Annotated in this window: 26 protein-coding genes; 14 read left to right on the forward strand and 12 right to left on the reverse strand. The window is 73.9% G+C overall.

Translation table 11 applies throughout. From position 1 onward, the window contains the following. Positions 1–44: 44 nt before the first annotated feature. On the forward strand, positions 45–776 hold the full coding sequence (locus tag C8E97_RS33255) for an SDR family NAD(P)-dependent oxidoreductase (protein ID WP_121010312.1): 732 nt from the start codon (positions 45–47) through the stop codon (positions 774–776). 83 nt (positions 777–859) lie between these two features. Here C8E97_RS33255 and C8E97_RS33260 read toward each other — a convergent pair whose 3' ends face one another. Both C8E97_RS33260 and C8E97_RS33265 read right to left on the reverse strand, forming a co-directional pair. Further along, positions 860–1,828 carry a S1 family peptidase gene (locus tag C8E97_RS33260; RefSeq protein WP_246019307.1) on the reverse strand — a complete coding sequence of 323 codons (969 nt, stop codon included), beginning with the start codon at positions 1,826–1,828 and terminating at the stop codon, positions 860–862. Between the two features lie 110 nt (positions 1,829–1,938). Next, on the reverse strand, positions 1,939–3,072 hold the full coding sequence (locus C8E97_RS33265) for a UDP-N-acetylmuramate dehydrogenase (RefSeq protein ID WP_121010315.1): 1,134 nt from the start codon (positions 3,070–3,072) through the stop codon (positions 1,939–1,941). Here C8E97_RS33265 and C8E97_RS33270 point away from each other — a divergent pair. The 5 genes from C8E97_RS33270 (at position 3,059) to C8E97_RS33295 (ending at position 7,399) form a co-directional block, all read left to right on the forward strand. Continuing rightward, positions 3,059–3,556: a DUF2505 domain-containing protein gene (locus C8E97_RS33270; protein WP_170212065.1), complete on the forward strand. Its 498-nt coding sequence runs from the start codon at positions 3,059–3,061 to the stop codon at positions 3,554–3,556. The two genes, C8E97_RS33265 and C8E97_RS33270, sit on opposite strands and share 14 nt — an antisense overlap. Then, positions 3,535–4,344, forward strand: coding sequence for a class I SAM-dependent methyltransferase (locus tag C8E97_RS33275; RefSeq protein ID WP_121010321.1), 810 nt, complete (start codon positions 3,535–3,537; stop codon positions 4,342–4,344). Before C8E97_RS33270 ends, C8E97_RS33275 begins: the two co-directional genes overlap by 22 nt. Positions 4,345–4,544: 200 nt before the next feature. Beyond that, a complete protein-coding gene (locus C8E97_RS33285; RefSeq protein WP_246019308.1) occupies positions 4,545–5,279 on the forward strand; it encodes a maleylpyruvate isomerase family mycothiol-dependent enzyme in 735 nt (244 codons plus the stop codon). 12 nt (positions 5,280–5,291) lie between these two features. Beyond that, on the forward strand, positions 5,292–6,167 hold the full coding sequence (gene purU, locus C8E97_RS33290) for a formyltetrahydrofolate deformylase (RefSeq protein WP_121010330.1): 876 nt from the start codon (positions 5,292–5,294) through the stop codon (positions 6,165–6,167). Between the two features lie 161 nt (positions 6,168–6,328). After that, complete coding sequence (locus C8E97_RS33295; RefSeq protein WP_121010333.1) at positions 6,329–7,399, forward strand: LOG family protein; 1,071 nt, start codon at positions 6,329–6,331, stop codon at positions 7,397–7,399. On the opposite strand, the gene C8E97_RS33300 is transcribed toward C8E97_RS33295, so the two are convergent. After that, positions 7,388–8,788, reverse strand: a complete 1,401-nt coding sequence (locus tag C8E97_RS33300) for an amidase (protein WP_121010336.1) — start codon at positions 8,786–8,788, stop codon at positions 7,388–7,390. The genes C8E97_RS33295 and C8E97_RS33300 overlap by 12 nt on opposite strands. Positions 8,789–8,833: 45 nt before the next feature. Between C8E97_RS33300 and C8E97_RS33305 the strand changes: the two genes are divergently transcribed. Next, entirely contained in the window at positions 8,834–9,358 is a 525-nt protein-coding gene (locus C8E97_RS33305; protein ID WP_121010339.1) for a TetR/AcrR family transcriptional regulator, read from the forward strand. Between the two features lie 153 nt (positions 9,359–9,511). Here the strand turns inward: C8E97_RS33305 and C8E97_RS33310 are convergent, their stop codons facing one another. Continuing rightward, on the reverse strand, positions 9,512–10,060 hold the full coding sequence (locus C8E97_RS33310) for a YbaK/EbsC family protein (RefSeq protein ID WP_121010342.1): 549 nt from the start codon (positions 10,058–10,060) through the stop codon (positions 9,512–9,514). 71 nt (positions 10,061–10,131) lie between these two features. On the opposite strand from C8E97_RS33310, the gene C8E97_RS33315 reads away from it, so the two are divergent. Beyond that, entirely contained in the window at positions 10,132–10,896 is a 765-nt protein-coding gene (locus C8E97_RS33315) for a MerR family transcriptional regulator (RefSeq protein WP_121010345.1), read from the forward strand. A 188-nt stretch (positions 10,897–11,084) separates the two neighbouring features. Here C8E97_RS33315 and C8E97_RS33320 read toward each other — a convergent pair whose 3' ends face one another. The 5 genes from C8E97_RS33320 to C8E97_RS33340 form a co-directional block, all read right to left on the reverse strand. Next, positions 11,085–11,636: a type 1 glutamine amidotransferase domain-containing protein gene (locus C8E97_RS33320; RefSeq protein ID WP_121010348.1), complete on the reverse strand. Its 552-nt coding sequence runs from the start codon at positions 11,634–11,636 to the stop codon at positions 11,085–11,087. 9 nt (positions 11,637–11,645) lie between these two features. Further along, on the reverse strand, positions 11,646–12,308 hold the full coding sequence (locus C8E97_RS33325) for an alpha/beta fold hydrolase (RefSeq protein ID WP_246019309.1): 663 nt from the start codon (positions 12,306–12,308) through the stop codon (positions 11,646–11,648). After that, the gene (locus C8E97_RS33330) at positions 12,302–12,595 is read right to left on the reverse strand and encodes a DUF2516 family protein (RefSeq protein WP_281275498.1); all 294 of its coding nucleotides are present in this window, start codon (positions 12,593–12,595) and stop codon (positions 12,302–12,304) included. The genes C8E97_RS33325 and C8E97_RS33330 overlap by 7 nt, the downstream gene beginning before the upstream one ends. A gap of 107 nt (positions 12,596–12,702) precedes the next feature. Beyond that, entirely contained in the window at positions 12,703–13,521 is an 819-nt protein-coding gene (locus C8E97_RS33335) for a hypothetical protein (protein ID WP_246019310.1), read from the reverse strand. A 5-nt stretch (positions 13,522–13,526) separates the two neighbouring features. After that, positions 13,527–13,910 carry a helix-turn-helix domain-containing protein gene (locus C8E97_RS33340; RefSeq protein WP_170212066.1) on the reverse strand — a complete coding sequence of 128 codons (384 nt, stop codon included), beginning with the start codon at positions 13,908–13,910 and terminating at the stop codon, positions 13,527–13,529. A gap of 119 nt (positions 13,911–14,029) precedes the next feature. Between C8E97_RS33340 and C8E97_RS33345 the strand changes: the two genes are divergently transcribed. Then, a complete protein-coding gene (locus C8E97_RS33345) occupies positions 14,030–15,151 on the forward strand; it encodes a methyltransferase domain-containing protein (protein ID WP_246019311.1) in 1,122 nt (373 codons plus the stop codon). Between the two features lie 439 nt (positions 15,152–15,590). Here C8E97_RS33345 and C8E97_RS33350 read toward each other — a convergent pair whose 3' ends face one another. Then, positions 15,591–15,956, reverse strand: coding sequence for a TFIIB-type zinc ribbon-containing protein (locus C8E97_RS33350; RefSeq protein WP_121010351.1), 366 nt, complete (start codon positions 15,954–15,956; stop codon positions 15,591–15,593). Positions 15,957–16,011: 55 nt separating this feature from the next. On the opposite strand from C8E97_RS33350, the gene C8E97_RS33355 reads away from it, so the two are divergent. Next, positions 16,012–17,937 (forward strand): NACHT domain-containing protein, encoded by a 1,926-nt coding sequence (locus C8E97_RS33355; protein WP_246019312.1) that lies wholly within the window; start codon positions 16,012–16,014, stop codon positions 17,935–17,937. Here the strand turns inward: C8E97_RS33355 and C8E97_RS33360 are convergent. Continuing rightward, positions 17,926–19,098, reverse strand: a complete 1,173-nt coding sequence (locus C8E97_RS33360) for a pyridoxal phosphate-dependent aminotransferase (RefSeq protein WP_121010357.1) — start codon at positions 19,096–19,098, stop codon at positions 17,926–17,928. The genes C8E97_RS33355 and C8E97_RS33360 overlap by 12 nt on opposite strands. Positions 19,099–19,178: 80 nt before the next feature. Between C8E97_RS33360 and C8E97_RS33365 the strand changes: the two genes are divergently transcribed. Further along, the gene (locus C8E97_RS33365; RefSeq protein ID WP_121012902.1) at positions 19,179–20,384 is read left to right on the forward strand and encodes a DUF445 domain-containing protein; all 1,206 of its coding nucleotides are present in this window, start codon (positions 19,179–19,181) and stop codon (positions 20,382–20,384) included. 30 nt (positions 20,385–20,414) lie between these two features. On the opposite strand, the gene C8E97_RS33370 is transcribed toward C8E97_RS33365, so the two are convergent. Further along, positions 20,415–20,951: a CGNR zinc finger domain-containing protein gene (locus C8E97_RS33370; RefSeq protein ID WP_246019313.1), complete on the reverse strand. Its 537-nt coding sequence runs from the start codon at positions 20,949–20,951 to the stop codon at positions 20,415–20,417. Between the two features lie 141 nt (positions 20,952–21,092). Here C8E97_RS33370 and C8E97_RS33375 point away from each other — a divergent pair, with 141 nt between their 5' ends. The 3 genes from C8E97_RS33375 to C8E97_RS33385 all read left to right on the forward strand — a co-directional run bounded on the left by C8E97_RS33375 (position 21,093) and on the right by C8E97_RS33385 (position 24,968). Continuing rightward, positions 21,093–21,626, forward strand: a complete 534-nt coding sequence (locus tag C8E97_RS33375; RefSeq protein ID WP_121012906.1) for a PadR family transcriptional regulator — start codon at positions 21,093–21,095, stop codon at positions 21,624–21,626. Beyond that, positions 21,623–22,300: an ABC transporter ATP-binding protein gene (locus C8E97_RS33380; RefSeq protein ID WP_121010360.1), complete on the forward strand. Its 678-nt coding sequence runs from the start codon at positions 21,623–21,625 to the stop codon at positions 22,298–22,300. Before C8E97_RS33375 ends, C8E97_RS33380 begins: the two co-directional genes overlap by 4 nt. Positions 22,301–22,661: 361 nt before the next feature. Then, positions 22,662–24,968, forward strand: coding sequence for an FtsX-like permease family protein (locus tag C8E97_RS33385; RefSeq protein WP_121010363.1), 2,307 nt, complete (start codon positions 22,662–22,664; stop codon positions 24,966–24,968). Positions 24,969–25,182: the final 214 nt, after the last annotated feature.

Consider the following 25,182-nt stretch of genomic DNA (forward strand, 5'->3'; position numbering starts at 1 on the left):
CTTTCGGTGCTGGTGACCCGCATCACACACCTAGGATCACCGCTGTGACCCGTCCTATCGCAGTCGTCACCGGGGCCAGCGCGGGCATCGGTGAGGCCACCGCCCGCCGGCTCGCCGCCGAGGGCTTCCACGTCGTGCTGGGCGCCCGGCGGCTCGACCGCCTCCACACTATCGCGGATGACATCGGGGGCACGGCGCTGGAACTCGACGTCACGTCGCCGGAGTCGGTCGCGGCGCTCGTCGCCGCCGTCCCCGAGGCGCGCGTGCTGGTCAACAACGCGGGCGGGGCGCGGGGCCTGGACCCGGTCGCGACGGCCGACGAGGACGACTGGCGGTGGATGTGGGAGGCCAACGTCCTGGGCACGCTGCGCGTCACCAAGGGCCTGCTGCCCGCGCTCCTCGCGTCCGGCGACGGTCACATCGTCACGGTCACCTCGGTGGCGGCCTACGAGGCGTACGACAACGGCGCGGGCTACACCTCGGCGAAGCACGCCCAGTCCGCGCTGCACCGCACGCTGCGGGGCGAGCTGCTGGGGCGGCCGGTCCGCGTCACCGAGGTCCTGCCGGGGATGGTGGAGACCGACTTCTCGGTCAACCGGTTCGGCGGCGACGCGGACCGGGCGGCGGCCGTCTACGCCGGCATGACCCCGCTCACGGCCGACGACGTGGCCGACGTCATCGCGTTCGCCGTGACGAGGCCGTCGCACGTGAACCTGGACCAGATCGTGCTCAAGCCGCGGGCGCAGGCGTCGGCGACGCGGGTGCACCGGGACTGATCGCCGCGCGGGATGCCGGCCGCCGGGGCGCGGTGCGTGGACCGGACCCTCCGACGGACGTCCTCACCCCGGGCGTTGCCCGGTCATGCCTCCACTGCCAGCAGATCCACGTCGAGCTGGTCGAGGACGTTCGCGATGGGGTTGGCGAACCCGCGCCGCGCGCTCCCGCCGCAGTACAGGCCGACCACGCGGTTGTCGTCGTCCAGCAGCACCGCGCCGGAGTCGCCGTGGTCGGCGAACGCGCCCTCCACCCGGATCTGGTCGCGCAGCGTCCGCACGCCCAGCCCCACGCCGAAGTCGAGCGTGATCGCGGCGTCCGTGGACGCCACCACGCCCTCCGTGAGCGCCGTCGTCCGGCCCCGCTTGCGCACCCGCTGCCCGACGCGGGCCTCGCCCCGGCCGGTGATCGCGCCCACCCCGACCACCTCGGGCCGCGACCGCGGCGTGGTGAGCAGGATCGCCGCCGCGTCGACCGTGCCCGACAGCGCGGCCCGCGCCAGCACGCCGATCCGGTCGCGGTACGGGTGCCCACCGTCCACCCGGGACGGGTGCACCATCGGGTCGCCGACCGCCCAGGCGTCGTCCACGCACGCGATGTGGAACGCCGTCAGCGCCATCGTGCGCCGCTTGGCTCGCGGTGTCACCAACGCGCCCAGCGTGCCGGCCACCAGGTAGTCGTCGGCGCGCGCGACGTCCGGCGGCACGAGGCGCACCGCCCGGCTCGGACCCATCCCGATGCCGCCGAGCAGCAGGTCGTGCCGCTCGGCCCCGCTCACCCCACCCGACGAGGCCAGCGTGTGGTGCGGGTGGAACACGTCCTCGACCACGTCCGTGGGCACGCCGAGCACGTCCGGCGGGATGGTGAACTGCGCCGAGGTCCGCTTGTGCCGCACGTAGACGACGATCCCGAGCACCCCCGCGCCGCGCCCGCCGACGACCTTCTCCCCGACGTCCACCCCGACGACGCCCGGCCGGCACAGGAAGTCGTCCTCGACCAGCCGCTTGATGGACCTGACCAGAGCCCGCCCGTCGCCCGCCATGACGACCTCCAACCACCTCTACCCACCATGAAACGCGAGGGGTGAGATTTCGTCACACGCAGTCACCCGTTCGGCTGGTCGGCGGGCGCGCGCACCGTCCCGAACGGACCAGCGGGCCGGCCTCAGCCCAGGTCGCAGCCCACCAGCACGGGTTCCGGGCGCAGCTCCACCCCGAACGCCGAGCGCACCCCGTCCCGCACCTCGCGGGCCAGGTCCAGCAGGTCCTCGGTGGACGCGCCGCCGCGGTTGGTCAGCGCGAGCGTGTGCTTGCCGGACAGCGCGACCCGCCCGCCGGGACCGCGGTGACCCCGCGTGAACCCGGCCCGTTCGATCAGCCAGGCCGCGGAGAGCTTGTGGTGGCCCGGACCCGCCGGGTAGGTCGGCACCTCGGTGTGGCGGCCCAACCGCTCGGCGATGCGGATCAGCACGCCGGTCAGCGTCGAGTCGTCCAGCAGCGGGTTGGTGAAGAACGAGCCCGCGCTCCACGTGTCGTGGTCGGCCGCGTCGAGCACCATCCCCTTGCCCCGCCGCAACTCCAGCACGGCCTTCCGCGCGGCGTCGGCGGGCACGCGGGCGCCCTGCGGCACGCCCAGCACCCGCGCCAGCTCGGCGTAGCGGATGGGCGCGGACTGGCCGCCCGAGGTCAGCGCGAACCTGGCCCGCAGCACCACCGCCTGGTCGGTGCCCTTCAGCACGCTGGTCCGGTAGGCGAGCCCCAGCGCGTCGGCGGGCTGCTGGTGGACCCGGCCCGTGCGGCGGTCGAGCAGGTCGACCGACGTCAGCACCTGCGAGACCTCCACGCCGTACGCGCCGACGTTCTGCACCGGCGTCGCGCCGACCAGGCCGGGGATGCCGGACAGGCACTCCAGGCCGCCCAGCCCCTGCGACACGGCCTCCGCGACCACGGAGTCCCAATCCTCGCCCGCTTCCACGGTGAGCTGCACGAGCCCGTCGCCCAGCGGGTCGAGCCGGCGGCCCTGCGTCGCGACCTGCACGGCGGTCCCGGCGAACCCCGCGTCGGAGATCACGAGGTTCGAGCCGCCGCCGAGCAGCAGCACGGGTTCGCCGGACGCGTCGAGCGCGCGCACGGCGTCGACCAGCTCGGCGGCGGTGGCCGCGCGCACGAACCGCGCCGCCGGGCCACCGAGCCGTAGCGTGGTGCGCTCGGCTAGCGGCACGCGGGCGCGCACCTGGGCACTGGACAGCGGGGTGGTCACGGGCGTCAACGGTAGCCTCCGCGACATGGCACGCCGCATCGAGCACCTGACGACGTCCCGCCGGCCCGCGTCGGACGTCTACTCCGCCCTGGTGGACGACGCCTACCTCCGCGACCGACTGGCCGCCCTCGGCGGCGTGGGCGCGGAGCTGGTGGCGTTCAACCGGACGGACACCACCACGTCGTACCAGCTCAGGCAGGGCATCCCGGCCGAGAAGCTGCCGTCGGTGGCGCGCGGCGTCCTGGGCGGCGACCTGCTGATCGACCGCGCCGAGTCGTGGACCGAGGCCGGCTACGCCGGGACCGTCGAAGTGACGCTGGGCGGCGTGCCCGGCCGGCTCGACGGGACCATCACGCTGGCCGACGCGGCGGGCGGTGGGAGCGAACTCACCCTCGTGGGTCAGGTCAAGGTCGGCATCCCGCTCGTGGGCGGCAAGCTGGAGTCGCTGATCGTCGAGCAGGTCGCCGTGCTGCTGGACAAGGAAGCCGAGTTCACCACCGAATGGCTCGCGCGCCGCGCCTAGCGGCGGGCCGGGCCCGCGCGCTCGGCCTGCCCACGAGGGGCACGACCAACCCGAACCGCCTCCGCCGGGTCGACCGGTGGGTGGCGCACGCCTGCCGCGCGCTCGTCGAGGGCTCGGACGACCCGTTGGTCGTCGACCTCGGCTACGGCTCCTCGCCGATCACGACGGTCGAGATGGCGGCCCGGCTGCGCCCGCTCAACCCGCGCCTGAGGGTCCTCGGGCTGGAGTTGGACGCCGAGCGGGTCGCGGCGGGAGAGGCGGCGGCCGACCCGCCGCGCCTGGAGTTCCGCCGAGGCGGTTTCGAGCTGGCCGGACGCCGCCCGGTGCTGCTGCGGGCGTTCAACGTGCTCCGCCAGTACACCGAGGAGCAGGCGGCGGACGCGTGGACGACCATGCTCGGCCGCCTGGCGCCGGGCGGCGTCCTGGTCGAGGGCACGTGCGACGAGATCGGCCGCCGCTGCTCGTGGGTCGCGCTGACGGCGGACGGGCCGCGAACGTTCACCCTGTCGTGCCTGCCCGCCGACCTGGACACGCCGAGCGACCTGGCCGAACGCCTGCCGAAGGCGCTCATCCACCGCAACGTGCCCGGCGAACGCGTCCACGCCCTGCTGACCGACCTCGACACGTGCTGGGCCACGGCCGCGACCTTCGCGCCGTTCGGCCCGAGGGCACGCTGGGTGGAGACCATCACCCTGCTGGCGCGCCGGGGCTGGCCGGTGCTCGACGACCGCAAGCGCTGGCGGCTCGGCGAGCTGACCGTCCCGTGGGACTCCGTCCGCCCCCTCTGACCACCCCCGCCCAAGCCCGGAGGCCGGCCTCACCCCGCCGCCGTGCTCACCCTGCTGTGGTCCTGCTGCTCCAGAAGCGCACAGAAGGCGAGCCCCGCCCCGGTAAGTGACAAGAGCCGAACCCACCGGAGCGGCAGTGTGAGGTACTCGCCGGGGGAAAAGACTTGGCAGAGGATCACCCGAGGGGGAGGCTCGACGGGGTGGAACACCAGGATCTCCTTGCCGAAGCTCGCATCCAGTACCGGGCGATGCGGGCGGCCGTCATCGCCGCCGGTCCCGAGGCGCCCGTGCCCACCTGTCCCGAGTGGAACGTCCAGCAGCTCACCCACCACCTCGCGGGCGTCGCCTCCTGGGCCCGGACGGCCCTCGACACGCCCGTCGACGGGGACCGACCCGCTCCCGGCACGCCGCCGGACACCTGGCAGGAGCTGCTGACCTGGTGGGACGACCGGTTCACCGAGCTGAACGACGCGCTGGCCGAGGCGTCGCCGGACACTCCCGCGTGGACGTTCGCCGGGCCGAAGTCGGTCGGCTTCTGGGTGCGCAGGCAGGCGCACGAGATCGCCATCCACCGGTTGGACGCCGAGCACGCGCTGCACGGACCGGAGGTGCCGACCCTGCTGTTCGGCACGGACTTCGCGGCCGACGGCGTGGACGAGTTCCTGTCCCGGCTGCTGCCGCGCGTCGCGCAGCGGTGGCCGATCGAGCGCGAGGGCAGGCTGCTGTTCCACGCCGCCGACGCGGGTCGCGCGTGGGAGGTGCGCCTCACGCCCGGCCGGCCGCCGGAGACCGCGCCGCTCACCGACGCGGCGACCGACGCGGACGCCACGGTCGCGGGCACCGCCGACGCCCTCTACCGGCTGGTGTGGAACCGGCCGAGCGGCGCCATCGTGACGGGTGACAGGTCGCTGGTGGATTCGGTGCCGCGACCGTAGATACTTCTGGACGTGCCCCAGCCCGAACGACGCTACGTGATCACCTTCGGCTGTCCGGACCGCACCGGCATCGTGGCCAGGATCTCCTCGTTCCTGGCCGAGCACGGCGGTTGGATCGTCGAGGCGGCCTACCACACCGATCCGACGACGAACTGGTTCTTCACGCGCCAGGAGGTGCGCGCGGACTCGTTGCCGTTCGGCGTGGACGAGTTGCGGGAGCGGTTCGGGCTGGTCGCCCGCGAGTTGGGCGCGAACGCCAACTGGCGGGTCACCGACACGGGCGAGCGCCGGCGGGTCGTGCTGCTGGTGTCCAAGGAGGGGCACTGCCTGTACGACCTGCTGGGCCGCGTCGCGTCGCACGAGCTGGACGTCGAGGTGTCGGCGGTGATCGGCAACCACGCCGACCTGGCGGGCATCACGCGGGCGCACGGCATCCCGTTCCACCACGTGCCGTTCCCGGTCAACGACCCGGAGGGCAAGCAGGCGGCGTTCGCGCAGCTGCGGCAGCTCGTGGACGGGCACCGGCCGCACGCGGTGGTCCTGGCGCGGTTCATGCAGATCCTGCCGCCGGAGCTGTGCGCGGACTGGGCGGGCCGGGCGCTGAACATCCACCACAGCTTCCTGCCGTCGTTCGTCGGGGCCCGGCCCTACCACCAGGCGCACGGCCGGGGCGTGAAGCTGGTCGGCGCGACGTGCCACTACGTGACGGCCGACCTGGACCAGGGCCCGATCATCGAGCAGGACGTGATCCGGGTGGACCACACCGACTCGATCCCGGACATGGTGCGCAAGGGGCGCGACATCGAGAAGGTGGTGCTCGCGCGCGGTCTGCGCTGGCACCTGGAGGACCGCGTGCTGGTGCACGGCAACCAGACCGTCATCTTCTGACGCCCCGGACTGCTCCGAACCCCCTGCTCCGAACCCCCTGATCCGGACCCGCTGCCCTGAAGCCGACGCTCCGGGCCGGTCGGGCCGCACGACCGACGTCTACGCGGCCGCCTCGCGCCGAAGCCCGAACACGGCCCCGAGGCCCCGCGTAGGCTGCGCCGGTGCGCACCGAGATCAGCGACCCGGAGCAGGTCCGCCACGCCCGCGACCTGCGCGGCGCGGTCCTCGTCGGGATGGACCTGAGCGGCGAGGACCTGCGCGCCCCGTTGGACGGGGCCCTGTTCCTGGGGTGCGTGCTGTCCCCCTCGGCGCAGCGGCGCGCCGACGCGGCGGGCGCGCTGGTGTTCCCCAACATCCCCGACGTGCCGTACTCGGTGTACCGGTCGACCCTCTACACGACCGCCGAGCTGTTCGACGGGTTCGACCCGGCCCGGCCCGAGTCGTACGCCGACACCCTCGACGCCCGCGTCTACCGGCACAGCAGGCGTCAGGGCCACCACCCCGACCCGCTGCACGCCCTCGCCGAGCGCCTGCACGACCACGCCGTCACGGAGGCCCTCGACGAGGTGCTGCACGGCTCGCCGGTGGCCGTGGTGGGCGGTCACGCGCTGCGCCGGGACACGGCGGGCTACCGGCGTGCCGTGGCGCTGGGCGCGGCGCTCGGCGAAGCCGGGTTCACGGTCCTGACCGGCGGCGGGCCGGGCGCGATGGAGGCCGTGCCGCTGGGCGTGCGGGTCGGCGTGGACGAGGGCGTGCTCGCCGACCTGGCCAGGGCGCCGGAGTTCGGCGGCGACGCCGGGTCCATCGGCCGGTGGATCGCCGCGTGCCCCACCGACCTGCCCGCGTTCGACAAGCCGCGCACGATCGGCATCCCCACCTGGTTCTACGGGCACGAGCCGCCCAACCCGGCGTGCGAGCTGCACGCCAAGTACTTCGCGAACTCGGTCCGCGAGGAGGGCCTGCTGACCGTCGCGACCGGCGGCGTCGTGTACACGCCGGGCAGCGCGGGCACCGTCCAGGAGGTGTTCCAGGACTACACCCAGAACCACTACGGCTCGGTCGGCCCGCCCGCGCCGATGGTGTTCCTGGGCGAGCGGTTCTGGGTGGAGGAGGTGCCCGCCGCCCCGCTCGTGCGGAAGCTCGCGCGCGGTCGGGAGGCGGAGCGCTGGGTGCTCGTCACGGACGACGTGGCCGAAGCGGTCGCCTTCCTGCGGGCGTACTCAGCCGCCTGACGCGCCGACCGGCGCGAGCACGCCGAACCGCTCCTCCACGGCGGACGCCGCGTCGAGGCACACGTCCTCCCGGTAGGCGCGGCCGACCAGCTGCACCCCGGTGGGCAGCCCGTCGGCCAGGCCGGTGGGCACCGCCACGGCGGGCAGGCCGGCGAAGCTGGTCGCGGTGCACAGCCGCATGGCGGTGGTCACCAGGTGGTGCCCGGCCGCGTCCCGCGACTCGACGCCGGGCTCGACCGGCGGTTCGGTGAACACCGGCCCGAGCAGCAGCGGGTACCGGTCGAGGAAGCCCGCCCACGCCCGCTTCACGGCGAGCACGACGCCGGTCAGCCGCAGGTACTCCGCCACGTCCACCGGCGCGGCCTTCGCCATCGAGTGCTCGATGTACCGGTGGCCGCCTTCGCCGAGCAGGGTGCGCACGACCGGCCAGGCCGGGGCGAACTCGGTCATCAGCAGGTGCCCGTACGCCGACAGCGCCTCGTCCAGCAGCGGGACGTCCGGGACGTCCACCACGTCGTACCCGGCGTCGGACAGCGCGTCGGCGGCCCGGACCACCGCCGCCCGCACGGTCGGGTGCACGCCGCTCCCGCCGGGGTCGGCGACGACGGCGACGCGGCGCGGAACCGGTTCGCCGCGCGGCGGCACGGGCACGGCGCGGGGGTCGCGCGGTGACGCGCCGGCCAGCGCCTCGAACGCCGGCCACAGGTCGCCGACGGTCCGCGCGAGCGGCCCGTCCACCACGAACAGCTGCGCGCCCAGCGGCGGTTCGTCCTCGGGGCGCAGCCGGTGGTCGGCGGCGAACCGGCCGTAGGTCGGCTTGAGCCCGGCGAGGCCGCAGAACGACGCCGGGATGCGCACCGAACCGCCGGAGTCGTTGCCCAGGCCCAGCGCCGCCATGCCGGTGGCGACCGCGACCGCGTCGCCGCCGCTCGTGCCGCCCGGCGTGACGCGCGCGTCCCACGGGTTCACCGTGTCGCCGAACAGCTCACTGCGGGTGTGCATCCCCGCCAACGTCAGCGTCGGCATGTTGCCGTGCCCGATCGGGATCGCGCCCGCCGCGCGCAGCGCGGCCACCGGTGGCGCGTCCTCGACCGCCGTGAAGTCCTTCAGCCGCACCGCGCCGTGGGTGGTCGGCACGCCGCGGATCGCGATGCTCTCCTTGACGGTGAAGGGCACGCCGGCCAGCGGACCGACGTCCTCACCGGCGGCGCGCCTGCGGTCCAGCGCCCGCGCCTCGTCCAGCGCCTGGTCGGCCGGCAGTTGCGTGACCGCGTTGTAGCGCGGGTTCACCTCGGCGATCCGCGCCAGGTGCGCCCGCACCAGCTCGACGGCCGACACCTCGCCCGACCGCACCGCCGCCGCCTGTTCGACGGCCGTTCGCTCCCACATCGCGCACCCCCGGTTCGATACAAATGTATCGGATAGTATCCGGTCGTGCCGAAGCCGGTCGACCAGGACAGCAGGCGCAGGCGGATCGCGGATGCCGTCTGCCTGCTCGCCGACGAGCGCGGGCTGGAGGGCGTGAACCTGCGGGACGTCGCGGCGCGCGCGGCCGTCTCCCTCGGCGCGGTGCAGCGGTGCTTCCGCACCAAGGAGGAGATGCTGAAGTTCGCGCTGGGGGAGGTCGGCAGGCGCGTCCTGGCGCGCGTCGGCGACACCCCGGCCGACGCCGTGCTGGCCGTCGCGCTGCCGGAGCGGGCGGAGGCGAAGGTGTGGCTGGCGTTCCTCGCGCAGGCCGCGGTGAGCCCGACCCTCGCGCCGGTGCTGCGCGCCAACTACGCCGACCTGCACGCGATGTTCGTGCGCCTGCTCGGCGACCCCGTGCGGGCACGGGCGGTGCTGGCGCTGGCCGACGGCCTGACCGCGCACGTGCTCATCGGGCACCTCACGCCCGAGCAGGCGCGCGAGGTGCTGGCGGCGCAGCTGGCGGGGCACCCGTCGACCGCCCCGGCCGGCTGATCACCGACCCGGCGGTCCCCGGCCCGCTGACCGCTCGGCCCGGTGATCCCCAGGCCCGGTGATCCCCAGGCCCGGTGCGCCCGACCCGGTGGTCCCCCACCCCGTGCGCTCGGCCGGCGGCCGCTCGGCCCGGTGCGCTCGGCCCGGTGATCCCTAGCGGGCCAACCCCTCGACCACCTCGGCGCCGGGCAGCTTCGCCAGCACCGCGCCGGGCACCAGGAGCTTGCTGCCCCGGACGCCGCTGCCGATCACCAGTTCCGGCGCGGCGGCCACCTCGGGCGACAGCAGCACCGGCCAGTCGGCGGGCAGCCCGACCGGCGTGATGCCGCCGTACGCCATGCCCGTCAGCGCCACGGCGTCGTCCATCGGCGCGAACGAGGCGCGCCGCGCGTCCAGCCGCCGCCGGACCACGCCGTTCACGTCGGCACGGGTCGTGGCGAGCACGACGCACGCGGCGTACCGCACGGTGTCGCCGCGCTTGCCCGCGACGATCACGCAGTTCGCGGACGCGTCGAGCGGCGAGCCGTAGTGCGCGCAGAACTCGGCCGTGTCGGCCAGCTCGGGGTCGATCGCGCCGACCGCCACCCGACTCGCGTCCGCCGTCGACCGCAGCGCGGCGGCCACCGGCTCCGCCACCAGGTCCAACCGGTCGAGGACGGGCACGGGGACGAGGGTTCCTGCGATGGTCCACACGCCGACCATCCTGCCGGCTCGCGCTTGACGTTGACGCAACGTCAACACCTACCGTGGTGGCCACGGGGAGGTGACGGGTCATGGCCTGGTCGATCGCGCAGGTCGCGCGCATGTCGAAGGTGACTTCGCGGACGTTGCGGCACTACGACGCGATCGGGCTGCTGGAGCCGGCGTGGGTCGGGGGCAACGGCCACCGGTACTACGAGCGCGAGCAGTTGCTGCGGCTCCAGCAGATCCTCCTGCTGCGCGACCTCGGCCTCGGGTTGGACACCGTGGCGGAGGTGCTCGACGGCAGGCACCGCGCGGTCGACGTGCTGCGCAACCACCGGCGGTGGCTGCGGGCCGAGCAGGAGCGGCTGGCCAGGCTGGCCGACACCGTCACCAGGACGATCCGGGAGATGGAGGGGGGTGAGCACAACATGAAGATGGAAGAGCTGTTCGACGGGTTCGACGCCGACCAGCAGGCCCGCTACGAGGCGGAACTGGTGGAGCGGCTGGGCGAGGGCGTCCAGGAGCACATCGACGAGGGCAAGCGCCGGATGCGGGGCTGGACGCGCGCGGACGCCGACACGTTCATGGCGGAGTGGCACGCCGTCGCCGAGGCGTACGGCGCGTTGTTCGACGCGGGCGTGGCGCCCGACGCGCCGGAGGCGCAGGAGGTGACCGACCGGCACTACCGGTGGATCTGCCTCGGCTGGACGCCGAACCGGGAGTCCTACACCGGGCTGGGCCGGCTGTACGTCGACGCGCCGGACTTCAAGGTCCAGTTCGACGCCCGGGCCGAGGGCTTGGCGGAGTGGGTGCGCGACGCGATCGCCGCCTACGCCGAGGCCCGCCTGAGCTGACCCGCGCGGGTCAGCGGGCGGACACGGCTTCGACGGCTGATCACGGGCTGCGGGGAGGTGCACATCCCCGCAGGTCGGGACGCCGGGGCCGGTCCGCGGTCCACGCCCGCCGAGCCGGGGACTTCACCCGGTGCGGGCTTGCCGGCCGGGTTCCCCGGCTCCGGGCGGCGGCTCGGCGCGGCGGGCGGCTACTCGGCGAGCCCGAACGCCTTCAGCGCCTCGCGGTTGAACGCGGGCAGGTCGTCGGGCTTCCGGCTGGTGACCAGCGTCCACCCGTTCATGTCGCAGACCTGGACCTCAAGGTCGTCCCACTGCGCGCCGGCGTTGCGGATGTCGGTGGCCAGGCTCGGGAACGAGGTGAGCATCTTGCCGCGCACCACGTTCGCCTCGACCAGCAGCCAAGGCCCGTGGCAGATGGAGGCGACCGGCTTGCCCGCGCCGACGTGCGCCTGCACGAACGCGACCGCGTCGCGGTCCATCCGCAGGAAGTCGGCGTTCGCGACGCCGCCGGGGATGACCACGCCGTCGTAGTCCGCCGGGTCGGCCTGCGCGAACGGCACGTCGACCTCGAAGGTGTCCGCCGGGGTGAGGTGGTTGAACCCCCGCACCTCGCCGAGCTGCGGCGCGAGCAGCCGCGGCACCGCGCCCGCCTTCTCCACGTGCTGCCAGGGGTCGGTCAGCTCGACCTGCTCGATCCCCTCCGTGTCGACCAGGAATGCGATCTTCTTCGGTTCGGCCATGCCTGTCGGCTACCCGCGCAGGAAATCGCCCAACCACCCGCGGACCTCACTCCGCCGGGTCAACCAGGACGGCACCAGCTCCAACCGCGAGTTCGGCAGCGCGGCGGCGGTCTCCTTGGCGACGTGCTCGGGGTGCAGCGGGTCCTCGGTCGCGCCGACCACGAGCACCGGGACCGTGACGGCCCCGAGCACGGACCGGTCGGGTACCGGGGTCCGGCCGGGCAGCTCGGCGAGCGCGCCGTCGAGCCGGCGGAACGCGGCCCGCCGTTCCGCGAGGTACTCCGGCGGGCCGCCGATGACGGTGATCGCGTACTCGCGGGCGAGCAGGGCGCGCGGCTCGTCCAGCACGGCGGGCAGCAGCAGCGCGACGCGGTCGAACGCGTCCGGCTCGTCGGCCAGCAGGGACAGCAGCGCGCCGGAGGTCAGGGAGACGCCGACGGCGCGCGTCGCGCCCACTTCGCGGGCGACCGCGCGCAGGTCGGCGGCGATGCGCCGGTAGTCCCAGTACCCGGCGGGCGCGTCCGGGGCGTCGCCGTGCGACGGCAGGGTGACCACGACCCTCGTGCCGGGCAGGCCGGACGCGGGCAGGCGCGCTTCACCGGGTGTCGCGCCCAGGCCGTGGCCGATCAGGGTCACCGGCGTGCCGGAGCCGTAGCTCCGGTACCTCACCACCGCGGGCCGCGCTGGACCTCGATCAGGCGTGGCCGCACGTCGACCAGGTACACCATCACGGCGACCAGGCCGGCCAGCCAGAACATCGCGCCGGGGCCGGACAGGCTGAACAGCAGCAGCGCGAACGTGCCGCCGCCGGTGATGCCCAACCAGGCGGGCTTGGTGAGCCGCTCCGCCGCGGTGTAGGCGTCCGCCCGCTGCGACAGGGCGTGCACGAAGGCGAAGACACCCGCGATCAGCCCGGCGTAGTACGCCAGGAACATGACCCACACGTCGAGGTAGAGCAGGTCCGGTTGCGGAAGCTGGAAGAACACACACCCAGACTACGTGCGGATCACGCCCCGGGGATAGCCGGAACGGGGCGCCCCGGCCGGGACACCCCGTAGCGGTTCGCTCACTTGGCGGTGTCACCCGGCTTGTCGGCCGGCTTCTTCGCGGCGGTGTCGCCCGCCTTCTTGGCGGTGTCCTGCTTCGCGGCGGTGTCCTGCTTCGCGGCGGAGTCCTGCTTCGCAGTGGTGCCGTGCTTGCCACTGGTGTGGTCCTTCGCGGCGGTGTCGTCCGCGCCCTGGTCGGCAGCCGCCTTCCCGGCCTTCTCGTCGTCGGCGCGCGAGGCGGCGGGCTTGCGGGCCGCCGCGGTGCGGTTGGCTGCCTTGCGCGTGGTGCCGCGCACCTCGTGCGCCACGTCGTCACCGGCATCCGAGACGACGTCGGCGAGCTTGTCACTCGCCTCGTCGACTTCCCTGGCGAGCTGCTCGCCCGCCGAGCGGGTGCGGCGGCTGACCTTGCCGAGCACGTCGTCGGCGAGTTCGCGGGCGTCGTGCGCGGCGGCCTCGGTGCGCTTCTGCGCGGTCTCGACGACGTCCTCGACCTGGGCCAGGGCCTTCTGGACCTGCGGCTGCGACTTGAGCTTGTCCAGCGCCTCCTGGCCGTGCTCGGCCAGGAACTGGTACAGGTTCAGCGCGGACTGCGTGTACGCGTCGACGACCTTGCGCAGCTCGGCCGGGTCGAACTTCTCGCGGAGGTCCTTCAGGTCGGCCGACTCGGCGGCGGACTTCGCGGCCTCGGCGCGCTCCTTGGCCTTGTTCAGCGCGTCGACCACGGCCTTCGCGGCCAGGTCGCCCGCGCCCAGGGCGGCCAGCAGCGGCGTGCGCGCGGCGGCGGCGACCTGCTCGCCCGCCTTGCGCAGCTCCTCGGTGGTGGGCAGGTTCGGCATGGAGATCACTCCTCGGGCTTGGGTTGGTTGGCGGCGTTCTCCCGCCGGAACGACTCGTAGACGTCGAGCAGCACCTGCTTCTGCCGCTCGGTCAGGTCCGGGGCGGTGGTGATGGCGTCGGCCAGCGCGCCGCCCGCGCGCTGTTCGAGGATCCCGGCCTCGACGTACAGCGCCTCCGCCGAGATCCGCAGCCCCTTGGCGATCTGCTGCAGGATCTCCGCGCTGGGTTTGCGCAGGCCCCGTTCGATCTGGCTGAGGTAGGGGTTGGACACCCCGGCGAGCTTGGCCAGCTGGCGCAGGGAGATCTTCGCGGTGTTGCGCTGCTGGCGGATGTACTCGCCGATGTCGCGGCCGAGGTCGGCGACCGCCTTGTCGATCGACTTGTCCACGTGCCGCGGCACCTCCCCGGTCCAGGTCCGCTTCCGACCGTACGCGCGGGTGCTAACTCCTGCAAGCGCTCTGCTAGCGACCGGGGCCGTGGGCTCGCCCACAGCGCTACGGTGGACGCGTGGACCCCGCCGCCGCGCTGCGCGCCCAGCTGGTCGACTCGATGCGCGCCGCCGGCGTGCTCGCCGACCCGCGCTGGGTGGCGGCGTTTCGCGAGGTGCCCAGGCACGTCTTCCTGCCGTGGTTCTTCGCCCAGGACCCGGACGGCCGGTGGGCGCCGGTCACCGCGGACCACCCGGACCACCTCGCCGCGGTGTACCGGAACGAGGTGCGCGTCACCCAGCTGGACGGCTCCGACGAGGCGTGGGAGCAAGCACTCGCGTCGGGTCCCGTGCACGGGGTGCCCACGAGTTCGTCGAGCATGCCGTCGATCATGGCGATCATGCTGGAGGCGCTCGACGTCGCGCCCGGGCAGACGGTGCTGGAGGTCGGCACCGGGACCGGGTACAACGCGGCCCTGCTCAGCCACGTGCTCGGCTCGTCGGCGGTGACCTCGGTCGACGTCGACGCCGCGGTGCTGGGGCGCGCGGAGGGACGATTGCGCGCGGCCGGCTACGCCCCGGTGTGCGTGGTGGGCGACGGCGAGCAGGGCTACGCGCCGCGTGCGCCGTACGCACGCCTGCTCGGGACGTGCGCGGTGTCGCGGATACCCGCGGCGTGGCTCCGGCAGGTCGCGCCGGGCGGGCTGATCGTCACCACGCTGAACCGGGTGATCGGCGCGGGCCTGGTCCGGCTGGTCGTGCGGGACGGCGTCGGGGTCGGCCGGGTGCTGGCCGAGGACGGCCGCTTCATGCCCCTGCGCGCGCACCGGCAGACGTGGGCGGAGGAGGCCCTGGTCGCGTCCTTGGACGCGCGGGCGGACACGTCCCGGCCCACCCTCCTGCCCGCTCGGGCCGTGGTGCACGCGACGTCGGGGTTCGAGTTCTTCGCCGGCCTGGAGCTGGCAGGGGTGGCGGTCGGCCTCGACCCGGCCAGGTTGGTCCACCCGGACGGGTCCTGGGTCCGGCACCGGGGCGCGGTGGTGGACCAGGGCGGGCCGCGCGAGCTGTGGACGCTGGCGGAGGAGGCGCACCGGCGGTGGCGGGCGTTGGGCCGGCCAGGGCGCCGGCACTTCACGTTCACCGCTTCGGAGGAATCGCAGTACTTCGCGTTGGACGGCAGCTCGTTGACCTGGCCGTTGTGAGGGGCTCGTCGTTGTGAAGGGCGGGCCGTTGTGAAGGCGGCCGCTGATGAGGGCCGCTGATGAGGGCCGCTGTGAAGGGTGACGGCCGGGTGGAGGTGCTGCGCCCGTCAAATGTCGTACCCCCGCGGTTGGGTGTGTGTCGGGGGCGTTCTGTTCGGGGGGACACCCGCGTCAGCCTGCTCGCGTTGTGGCTCCGGTCGGCGCTGCACGGGGTCGACGCTCTCCGAGCCGGCGCTGCTCGCGAGGTGGGCGGCGCGGGGTGCGGGTCGAAGATCACAAGCTTGAAGAGCGTCCTCGCCGGACCGGCCGGCCGCCGAGGATGAGGCAAAGCTCCTTCGAAGCTTTGCGTCGCGTGTCATCCCCGTATGGCCTGGTCAAAGGCCACCACGGGCAGGCCATACGGGATGACACGCTCGGGTGAAGTGTGCGCGTGGCGCGCTCAGTCGAAGAGTTCTTCCAGGAAGCTGCGGCGGCGGCGGTGGCCGTAGTGCGGTTGGTCGTAGTAGCCGCCCGGGTAGCCCGGCGGGGGCGGGGTCACGCCGGGAGGCGCCATGCCGGGAGGCGGGGTTCCGGGCGGTGGCTGGTAGGGCGGGGGCGCGCCGGCTCCGGGTTGCGGTGCGCCCGGGTAGGGCGGGGGCGCTGCGGCGTAGTGCTCGCGTTCGGCTGCGACGATCTGTTCCAGTTCGCCGCCGTCCAGGAACACGCCCTTGCAGTTGTCGCACTGGTCGATGTGGACGGCTCCGCGCGTGATCGTGCGCATGAGGTCCTGGCACTTGGGGCAGATCACGTACCCGAGAGTACGCACGACACAAGGGTGACCGTGTCACCACTTGGCGTGACGGGTGGGACATTATGCGTTCGTGTCCCGATATCGTCAGCGCGCCGTGCTCGTGGGGTGTGTCCTGGCCGCCCTCCTCGCGGCGGCCGGGTTGTTCGTCACCGACTACGGGATCGAGCCCGATCTCTGGCTGTCCGGGCTCGCGCTCGGGTTCCTCGCGTTCCTCGCCGCGTTCGACCCCTGGCTGCACCGCCGCCGCGCCGCGGGCCTCGCCACGGACGACAACCTCGACGCCGCCACGCGGGCGCTCGCCGTCGCCCTGCACACCCAGTGGACGGAGGAGTGCCGGGCGCGCGGCCTCGGCGAGGACGTCCTCGACCTGCACTGGAGTTCGCTCAACGGTCGTCCGGGGCACAGCGACGCCGTGGTGGGCGCGTTCCGCAGGCAGCACCGCATGGTGTTCCTGGGCGAGGCGGGCGCGGGGAAGAGCACGATCGCCATGCTGCTCACCATCGGCCTGCTGGACCACCACGAGGGCGGCCCGGTGCCGTTCCCGCTGTCGCTGTCCACCTGGGACCCCGAGGCCGAGGACGTCCGCACCTGGATGACCCGCCGGCTGTACGAAGAGCACCCGGCGTTGCGCAACACCGAGTTGTACGGCAGCTACGCCGGTGACCTGCTGGTCGAGCAGCGCCGCGTGTTCCCCGTGCTGGACGGGCTGGACCGGATTCCGGCGGGCAAGCGCGCCGAAGCCCTCGCGCGGATCAACCGGGCCTTCCCGGCGGCCACCCCGCTGGTCGTCACGAGCCGGGGCGACGAGTTCGACGAGGCGGGCGTCCCGGTCGCGGGCGCCGACGTGGTGCGGTTGCACCCGTTGGACCACGAGGAGATCGCCGGTTACCTGCGGTCGCACTCCGACCCCGTCACGGCCGCCCGGTGGGAGCCGATCTTCCTCCACCTGCGGGCCGAGCCGGACGGGCGGCTCGCGGACGCCCTGTCGACGCCGCTCGCCGTGTGGCTCGCCGGTGTCGTCTACGCCGACGGCGAGCCCAGCGAGCTGCTGGACCGGAGCCGGTTCCCGGACCGCCGGGCGATCGAGGACCACCTGGTCGACGCGATGGTCGCCGGGGCGTTCGGCGACCGCGGTGTGGCGCACCAGGCGCGGGCCAGCCAGGTGTGGCCCCGGGACAAGGCCGTCCGGTGGCTGACGTTCCTCGCCGAGGAGATGCGGGCGCGCGGGATCACCGACCTCGCCTGGTGGGAGCTGCGGCGCTCGGTCGGTCGGCGGTGGCTGGCCCTGCTGGGCGCGGTCGTGCTGGGCTCCATCGGCGGGTTCGGGGTCGGGTGGCTGATGGCCTACGCGGGCACGCCCCGCCTCGCGCCGGTGACGGGGCTGGTCGCCGGGCTCGCGGTGGCGGTGGCCGCGCTGAACGCCTCGCGCAGCCGCGAGCCCAAGCCCCAGCTGGGCGTCTGGCGGAGCCTCGTGGTGGTCAGCGGTGTGCTGGGCACGGCGGTCGGGCTGGTCTTCGGCGCGCTCTACGGGCTGTCCGCCGGGCTGGTGGTCGGGCTCGGGCTGGCGGTGGCCGTGGCGCTGCGGTTCGCCCTGGGCAGCAGCGCCGAGCTGACCCACCCGACCGGTCCGAAGTGGACGATGGCGCGGGACCGGATCGCGGTGTGGACCGGGTCGCTGGTGCTGGCCGTGGTGTTCGGCGCGGCGGCCGGGCTGGTGTTCGGGCCGAAGCAGTCCGGCATGGTGGGGCTGGGGCTGGCCTGCGGGTTGATGCTCGGGTTCACGCTGTCCGTGCTGCACCTGCGGTGGTGGTGGTTCACGGTCGCGCGGGTGTGGTTGGCGGTGCGCGGCAAGCTGCCGTGGGAGCTGATGGTGTTCCTCGACGACGCGCGCAGGCTCGGCGTGCTGCGGCAGGCGGGCGCCTGCTACCAGTTCCGGCACGCGCTCGTGCAGGAGCGGCTGGCCGGCGCGCGGACGCCGGTCCGGTCAGGCGCTTAGCCGGTGGAGCCGCGCGACCGCCTCGTCCAGCACCTCGTCCCGCTTGCAGAACGCGAACCGCACGAGGTGCCGCCAGCGGTCCGGGTGGTCGGTGAACACCTGGACCGGCACGCCCGCCACGCCGATCCGGCCGGGCAGCTCGCGGCACAGCTCGGCGCCGTCGGCGAAGCCGAGCGGGCGGACGTCGGCGGTGATGAAGTACGTGCCCTCGCTCGGCCGCACGGCGAACCCGGCCGCGGTGAGCCCCTCGGCCAGGCGTGACCGCTTGTCCTGCAACGACGCCCGCAGCTCGGCCACCCAGGGCAGCTCCTCGCGCAGCGCGTGCGCCACGGCAGGCTGGAACGGCGCGCCGCCCACGAAGGTCAGGAACTGCTTGGCCGCCCGCACCGCGTCGACGAGCGCGGCGGGCGCGCACACCCAGCCGATCTTCCAGCCGGTGCAGCTGAACGTCTTGCCCGCGCCCGAGATGGTGACCGTGCGCTCGGCCATGCCGGGCAGCGTCGCCAGCGGGACGTGCTCGCGGTCGTCGAACACCAGGTGCTCGTAGACCTCGTCGGTGATCGCGACCAGGTCGTGCTCCACGCACAGCCGCGCGACCTCGGCGAGCTCGGCGCGGTTGAACACCGTGCCGGTCGGGTTGTGCGGCGTGTTGAGCAGGACGGCCCTGGTCCTTGGCCCGATGGCCGCGCGCAGCGCCTCGGTGTCCAGCCCGAGCCTGCCCGTGCCGGGCTCCTCCACCAGGCCGACGGTGCGCCGGGTCGCGCCGGAGAGCGCCACGGACGCCGCGTACGAGTCGTAGTACGGCTCGACCAGCACGACCTCGTCACCGGGTTCGACCAGGGCGAGCAGGCTCGCCGCGATGGCCTCCGTCGCGCCGACCGTGACGAGGATCTCGGTGTCCGGGTCGTACGCGGTGCCGAACCGCGCCCGGTGCTCGGCGATCGCCTGCCGCAGCACCGGCATGCCGGGGCCGGGCGGGTACTGGTTGAGCCCCGCGTCGATGGACTCCTTGGCCACCGCGAGCATCCCGGCCGGTCCGTCGGTGTCCGGGAAGCCCTGGCCGAGGTTCACCGCCCCGGTGCGGTTCGCCAACGCGGTCATCTCCGCGAAGATCGTCGAGGTGAACGGTCGCATCCTGGTGACCAGCGCTGGTTCCCGCACGACTCAGAATCTTCACGGACAATGGGGTCGTGGAGCAACTGACGGCGGCCGACCAGGTCAAGCGCCGGGGCCTGCGGCGGATGAAGCTCGTCGCCACGGGCTTCTTCCTGGCCGCGACGGCGGTCTTCCTGGTCGCGCTGGTGTTCGAGGACGGCGGTCCGGCGTGGATCGGGTACGTGCGGGCGGCGGCCGAGGCGGGCATGGTGGGCGCGCTCGCCGACTGGTTCGCCGTGACGGCGCTGTTCCGCAGGCCGCTGGGGCTGCCCATCCCGCACACGGCGATCATCCCGACCCGCAAGGACACCTTCGGCGACGCGCTGGGGTCGTTCGTCGGGACGAACTTCCTGTCCGAGGACGTGGTGCGCGACAAGCTGCGGCGGGTCGGCGTCGCGCGGCGGATCGGCGCGTGGCTGGTCCAGCCGGAGCACGCCGAGCGGGTGACGGCCGAGCTGTCGAACGTGGTCAAGGGCGCCATCGCGGTGCTCCGGGACGACGACGTGCAGGCCATCGTGGAGCAGGCGGTGGTGCGGCGGCTGACCGACCGGCCGTGGGGTCCGCCGCTGGGCAGGCTGCTGGGCCAGGTGCTCAACGACGGCGCGCACCACAAGCTGGTCGACCTGATGTGCGACCGCGCCTACGACTGGGTGCGGGACAACCACGACCGGATCGTCGGCCTGGTGAGCGAGCGGTCGCCCGTGTGGTCGCCGAAGTTCATGGACTCCCTGCTGGGCGACAAGGTCTACACCGAGCTGCTGAACTTCGCGTGGGCCGTGAAGACCGACGAGGACCACCCGATGCGGAAGGCCCTCGACCAGTTCCTGATCTCGTTCTCCGCCGACCTCCAGCACGACCCGGCCACGATGCGGCGGGCCGAGGCGGTGAAGCAGCAGGTCGTGGACCACCCGGACGTGCAGCGGCTGATCGGGTCGGCGTGGGGCACCGCCAAGGGGATGCTGCTGGCCGCCGCCGAGGACCCGACCTCCGAGCTGCGCAAGCGCATCCGCGCGGGCCTGCTCTCGTTCGGTGAGCGGCTGGTGTCGGACGACTCGATGCGCGCCAAGGTCGACGGGTGGCTCGAAGGCGCCGCCGGGCACGTCGTGGGCAACTACCGCGACGAGATCACCACGCTGATCACCGACACCGTGGAGCGCTGGGACGCCGAGGAGACCTCGCGCAAGATCGAGTTGCAGGTCGGTCGCGACCTGCAGTTCATCCGGATCAACGGCACGGTGGTGGGCGCCCTGGCGGGCCTGGCGATCTACGCGATCGGCCAGTTGGTGATCTGAACCCGCCAGGTGCGCCCCGCCCGGCGCCCCTCAGGAGACGCTGAGCGCGCGCCGTTCCCGGAAGTTGCGCGCCTTCTCGCGGTTCCCGCACACCTGCATCGAGCACCACATGCGCGAGCGGTTCCGGGATCGGTCGAAGAACGCCCACAGGCAGCCGTCCGCCTGGCAGATCTTGAACCGCTCCCACGAACCGAGCACCGCCAGCCGGGCCGCCGCGCCCAGCACCGCGCCCAGGGCGTCGTCGCTGGACATGGTGGGCACGCCGTGGCTGAGGTCGACGCGGATCAGGCCCGCGGCCGGGGTCGGGTCGGGCCCGTCGTGCCGTTCACCCAGCGACGCCCGCAGCGCGGCGCGGACGGCACGTGCCCTCGCGAGGTCGCCGACATCGCCTAGGCCGCGTTCGGTGACCCACGCCCGCCAGGCGGCGGCGCTGTCCAGGACGTCCGTGCCGAGTTCGAGGTCTCGGGTGTTGAGGAAAGCGAGCAGCAGCTCCACATCGTGTTCCGCATCGCCGGCTCGACCCTGCGCGAGAGCCGCGTGGTCCCAGCCGGCCGCCAGACCAGTCACTCCTCCACTGTAGGCGTCAGCGCGTCCGGATGTGGCGAAGTAACCGTCGAACGGTTGTCAGTGGTTAGCGCCATTGCCCGTTCGGGTGACCGCCGATTGGGCTATGAACCGTGTGTATACCTCGTGTGTATAGTGGCCGGCATGTCGATCGGACACACCCTGCTCGGGCTGCTGGAAACCGGCCCTCGGCACGGATACGACCTGAAGCGGGCCTACGACGAGCGTTTCGGCCAGGACCGGCCGCTGCACTACGGGCAGGTCTACAACACGCTGTCCAGGCTGCTGCGCAACGGCCTCGTCGAGGAGGCGGGCGTCGAGTCCGGCGACGGCCCGGAGCGGAAGCGGTACGCCATCACGGACGCGGGCGTGACGGACGTGGAGGCGTGGCTGAGCACGCCGGAGAAGCCGGAGCCCTACCTCCAGAACACGCTGTACGCGAAGGTCGTGCTGGCCCTGATGTCCGGCCGCAGCGCCGACGAGGTGCTGGACGTGCAGCGGTCCGCGCACCTGCGCACCATGCGCCGGCTGACCCAGCGGAAGGCGGCCGGCGACCTGGCCGACCAGCTGATCTGCGACCACGCGCTGTTCCACCTGGAGGCGGACCTGCGCTGGCTGGAGCTGACGGCGGCCCGCCTCGGCCAGCTGTCCGCGCAGCTCACGGCGGTGTCCCGATGAGCGCCCTGCTGGAGGCCGTCGACCTGCGCAAGTCGTTCGGCCCGACACCCGCGCTGGACGGCGCGGGCCTGAGCGTGCGGGCGGGCGAGGTCGTGGCGGTCATGGGTCCGTCCGGCTCGGGCAAGTCGACCCTGCTGCACTGCATGGCGGGCATCCTCACGCCGGACTCGGGCGTGGTGCGGTACCGGGACGTCGAGCTGAGCGCCATGCCCGACGGCGAGCGCAGCGAGCTCCGCCGCACCGACTTCGGGTTCGTGTTCCAGTTCGGCCAGCTCGTGCCGGAGCTGAGCTGCCTGGAGAACGTGGCGCTGCCGCTGCGCCTGGGCGGCGTGAAGCGCCGGGAGGCCGAGTCGCGCGCCCGTGACTGGCTGGAGCGGCTGGAGGTGGCCGACATCGCCGCCAAGCGCCCCGGTGAGACGTCCGGCGGCCAGGGGCAGCGGGTGGCGGTCGCGCGCGCCCTGGTGACGGGCCCGCGCGTGGTGTTCGCCGACGAGCCGACCGGCGCGCTCGACTCCCTGAACGGCGAGCGCGTGATGCAGCTGCTCACCACCGCCGCCAAGGAGACCAACGCCGCCGTGGTGCTGGTCACGCACGAGGCGCGCGTGGCCGCGTACTCCGACCGCGAGGTCGTGGTGCGCGACGGCCGGTCACGGGAAGTGGAGCCGGTCCGATGAGGAGCCCCTCCGCCGCCGCGCCCGTCGGCACGGCTCCCGGTGCCGCTGGCGGCCGAGCCGGGGGCGCCCGGACCACCGGCGCCCGGACCGCGGGTGCCCCGACCGCGGACACCCTGATCCCCGACGCCCCGGCTGCCGGTGCCCTGGTCGCACACGCCCCGACTCCGGGAGCCCCGCTGCCGGGCGTGCGGGCCTGCGGTGTCCGGGCCCCGGCCGCGCGGGCCGTAGGTGCGCGGGTCGGCGATGTCCGCGCCGGCGATGTCCGAGCCGGCGATGTCCGAGCCGGCGGTGTCCGGGCCGCGAGTGCCCGCCCGCGCGGCGGCACGTCCGAGCGCCGGTCCCGCCCGCACGGGGTGGTCCGGTGAAGCGCACGCTGTCCGACCTCTTCCTGGGCGTCCGGCTCGCGCTCGGCGGCGGTCGCACGTCGTGGACCCGACTCGCGCTCACCGCCGCGGGCATCGGCCTCGGTGTCGCCGTGCTGCTCGCGGCGTCGTCGGTGCCGACCATGCTCACCGACCGGGAGGCGCGCACCGCCGCCGCCCAGCGCGTGCCGGCCGCCGCCGGGGCGACCGGTGACGTGCTGCACCTGCGCCAGTGGGCGACGGAGTTCCGGGGCCAGGTCATCAGCGGGTCGTACGTCCTGCCCAGCGGGCCGGGCGCGCCGGTGCCGCCGGGCGTGTCGAAGCTGCCCGGCGACGGCGAGATCGTCGTCTCGCCCGCGCTCGCCGACCTGATCGACTCACCGGGCGGTGAGCTGCTGCGCGAGCGCTTCCCGCAGCGGCGGACGGGCCTGATCGCCCAGGCGGGGCTCAACGCGCCGAGCGACCTGGTCTTCGTCGCCGGCGACGCGACGATCCCCCCGGACCCCAAGCGGGCGGTGGGTTCCTACGGCGGTGAGTCGCGCGACCGCAAGATCGACCCGGTGCTGTCCCTGCTGATCATCGTCGGCGTGGTCGCGCTGCTGTTCCCCGTGCTGGTGTTCGTGGGCATCACGACGCGGCTGGGCGGCTCCGAGCGCGACCGCAGGCTGGCCGCGCTGCGGCTGGTCGGCGCGGCCGCCCACCGGGTGCGCCTGATCGCGGCGGGTGAAGCGCTGCTCGGCGCGCTGGCCGGCCTGGCCGTCGGCGCGGTGCTCTTCCTGACCGGTCGGCAGTTCGTCGAGGGCGTCGAGCTGATGGGCATCAGCGTGTTCGTCAGCGACCTGACGCCGTCGCTGCCGCTGGCCGTGCTGATCGCCGTGCTGGTGCCGGTGATGGCGGTGGTGACGTCGCTGGTCGCCATGCGCCGCACGGTGATCGAGCCGCTGGGCGTGGTGCGCCGGTCCAAGCCGGTGCGCCGGGTGATGTGGTGGCGGACCGTGCCGATCTTCATCGGCACCGCGGCCCTGGTGTCCCAGGCGGGCGCGCTGGGCGGCACCGAGGCGAACGCGTCCGTGCCGGTCGTGGTCGGCGGCATCCTGATGTTGCTGCTGAGCATCCCGGTGTTGCTGCCCTGGCTGGTCGAGCGGGTGGTCGGCAGGCTGCACGGCGGCGCGCCGTCGTGGTTGCTGGCGATCCGCCGGCTCCAGTTGGAGAGCGGCACGGCGGCGCGCGTGGTCGGCGGTGTGGCGGTCGTGCTGGCGGGCGGCATCGCGCTCCAGTCGGTGCTGGCCAGCGCCGAGTCGAAGATCGTGGACCGACCGATCGACCAGGGCGACCGGAGCCTGCTCTCGGTGAGCCTGACCGAGACGACGCCCGAGCTGTCCGAGCAGGTCGTCGGGCTGCTCGACCGCACGTCGGGCGGCGACCGGGTGCACCCGGTGCGGTACCTCTCGTTCAAGATCGGCGAGGACTACCACTCGGCGACGGTGGCGAGCTGCGAGACGCTGCGCCTGCGGGCGGCCAACCTGCCGTCCTGCCACGACGGCGACTCGTTCTACATCATCAACGGCGCGACCTCCGACGCCTACGACGCGAAGGTCCAGCCCGGCAGACAGACCACGCTGCTCTACCGCAGCGGCGAGGACGAGCAGCTCGGACCGGAGTGGACGATCCCGGACTTCACCAGGGTCGACATCAGGGGCACGGCCGACTCGTACGCGCCGGGTGGCTTGCTGCTCACTCCGAGCGCGCTCCGGGGCGTGGACAGGCCGCTGGTCCCGACGCAGGTCCTGGTGCAGGTCGACCCGAACGATCCGGACGTCGTGGAGAACGCGCGCAACGCCGTCGCACCCCTGAGCTGGCACGCGACTTCGTACTACGAAGGCGCGGTCGATCAGACGGAGCGCATCAAGCAGTTCACCAGCATCCGCCGGGGTCTGCTGGCGGGTTCGCTGGTCACCCTGCTGCTGGCGGGCGCCAGCCTGCTGGTCATGGCGCTGGAGCAGGTCCGGGAGCGCAGGCGGCCGCTGGCGGTGCTGGCGGCGAGCGGTGTGCCGAGGGGAGCGCTGGGCCGGTCGCTGCTCTGGCAGCACGCCGTGCCGCTGCTGCTGGCCCTGGTGGTGGCTACGGCGATCGGTTCCGGTCTGGCGGTGTTGCTGCTGCGCATCATCGAACAGCCCATCGTCCTCGACTGGCCGGGGATCGCCGTGCTCAGCGGCGCGTCGGCGGCCCTGGTGGTGGCGGTGACGCTGTTGACCCTGCCGTCGCTGTGGAAGGCGACCGGAGCGCTGGGTCTGCGGTCGGAATGACCGCGACGGTCCGGTGCGCCGCCCGTCCCCCGTGCGGGGGCGGCGGCGCACCGCGCCCGTCGCCGGCCCACCACCCCACCGGCCCGCGCGACGGCACACCACGCGCACCCGCCGACCACCCCGGCCGGCCGGCCCGCCGGAACAGCGACGCGCCACACCGGCCACTCCACGACCACGCCGTCGAGCCCGACGGCACACCACGCCCGCCCTCCAC

The sequence above is a fragment of the Saccharothrix australiensis genome (assembly GCF_003634935.1).
GTDB lineage: Bacteria > Actinomycetota > Actinomycetes > Mycobacteriales > Pseudonocardiaceae > Actinosynnema > Actinosynnema australiense.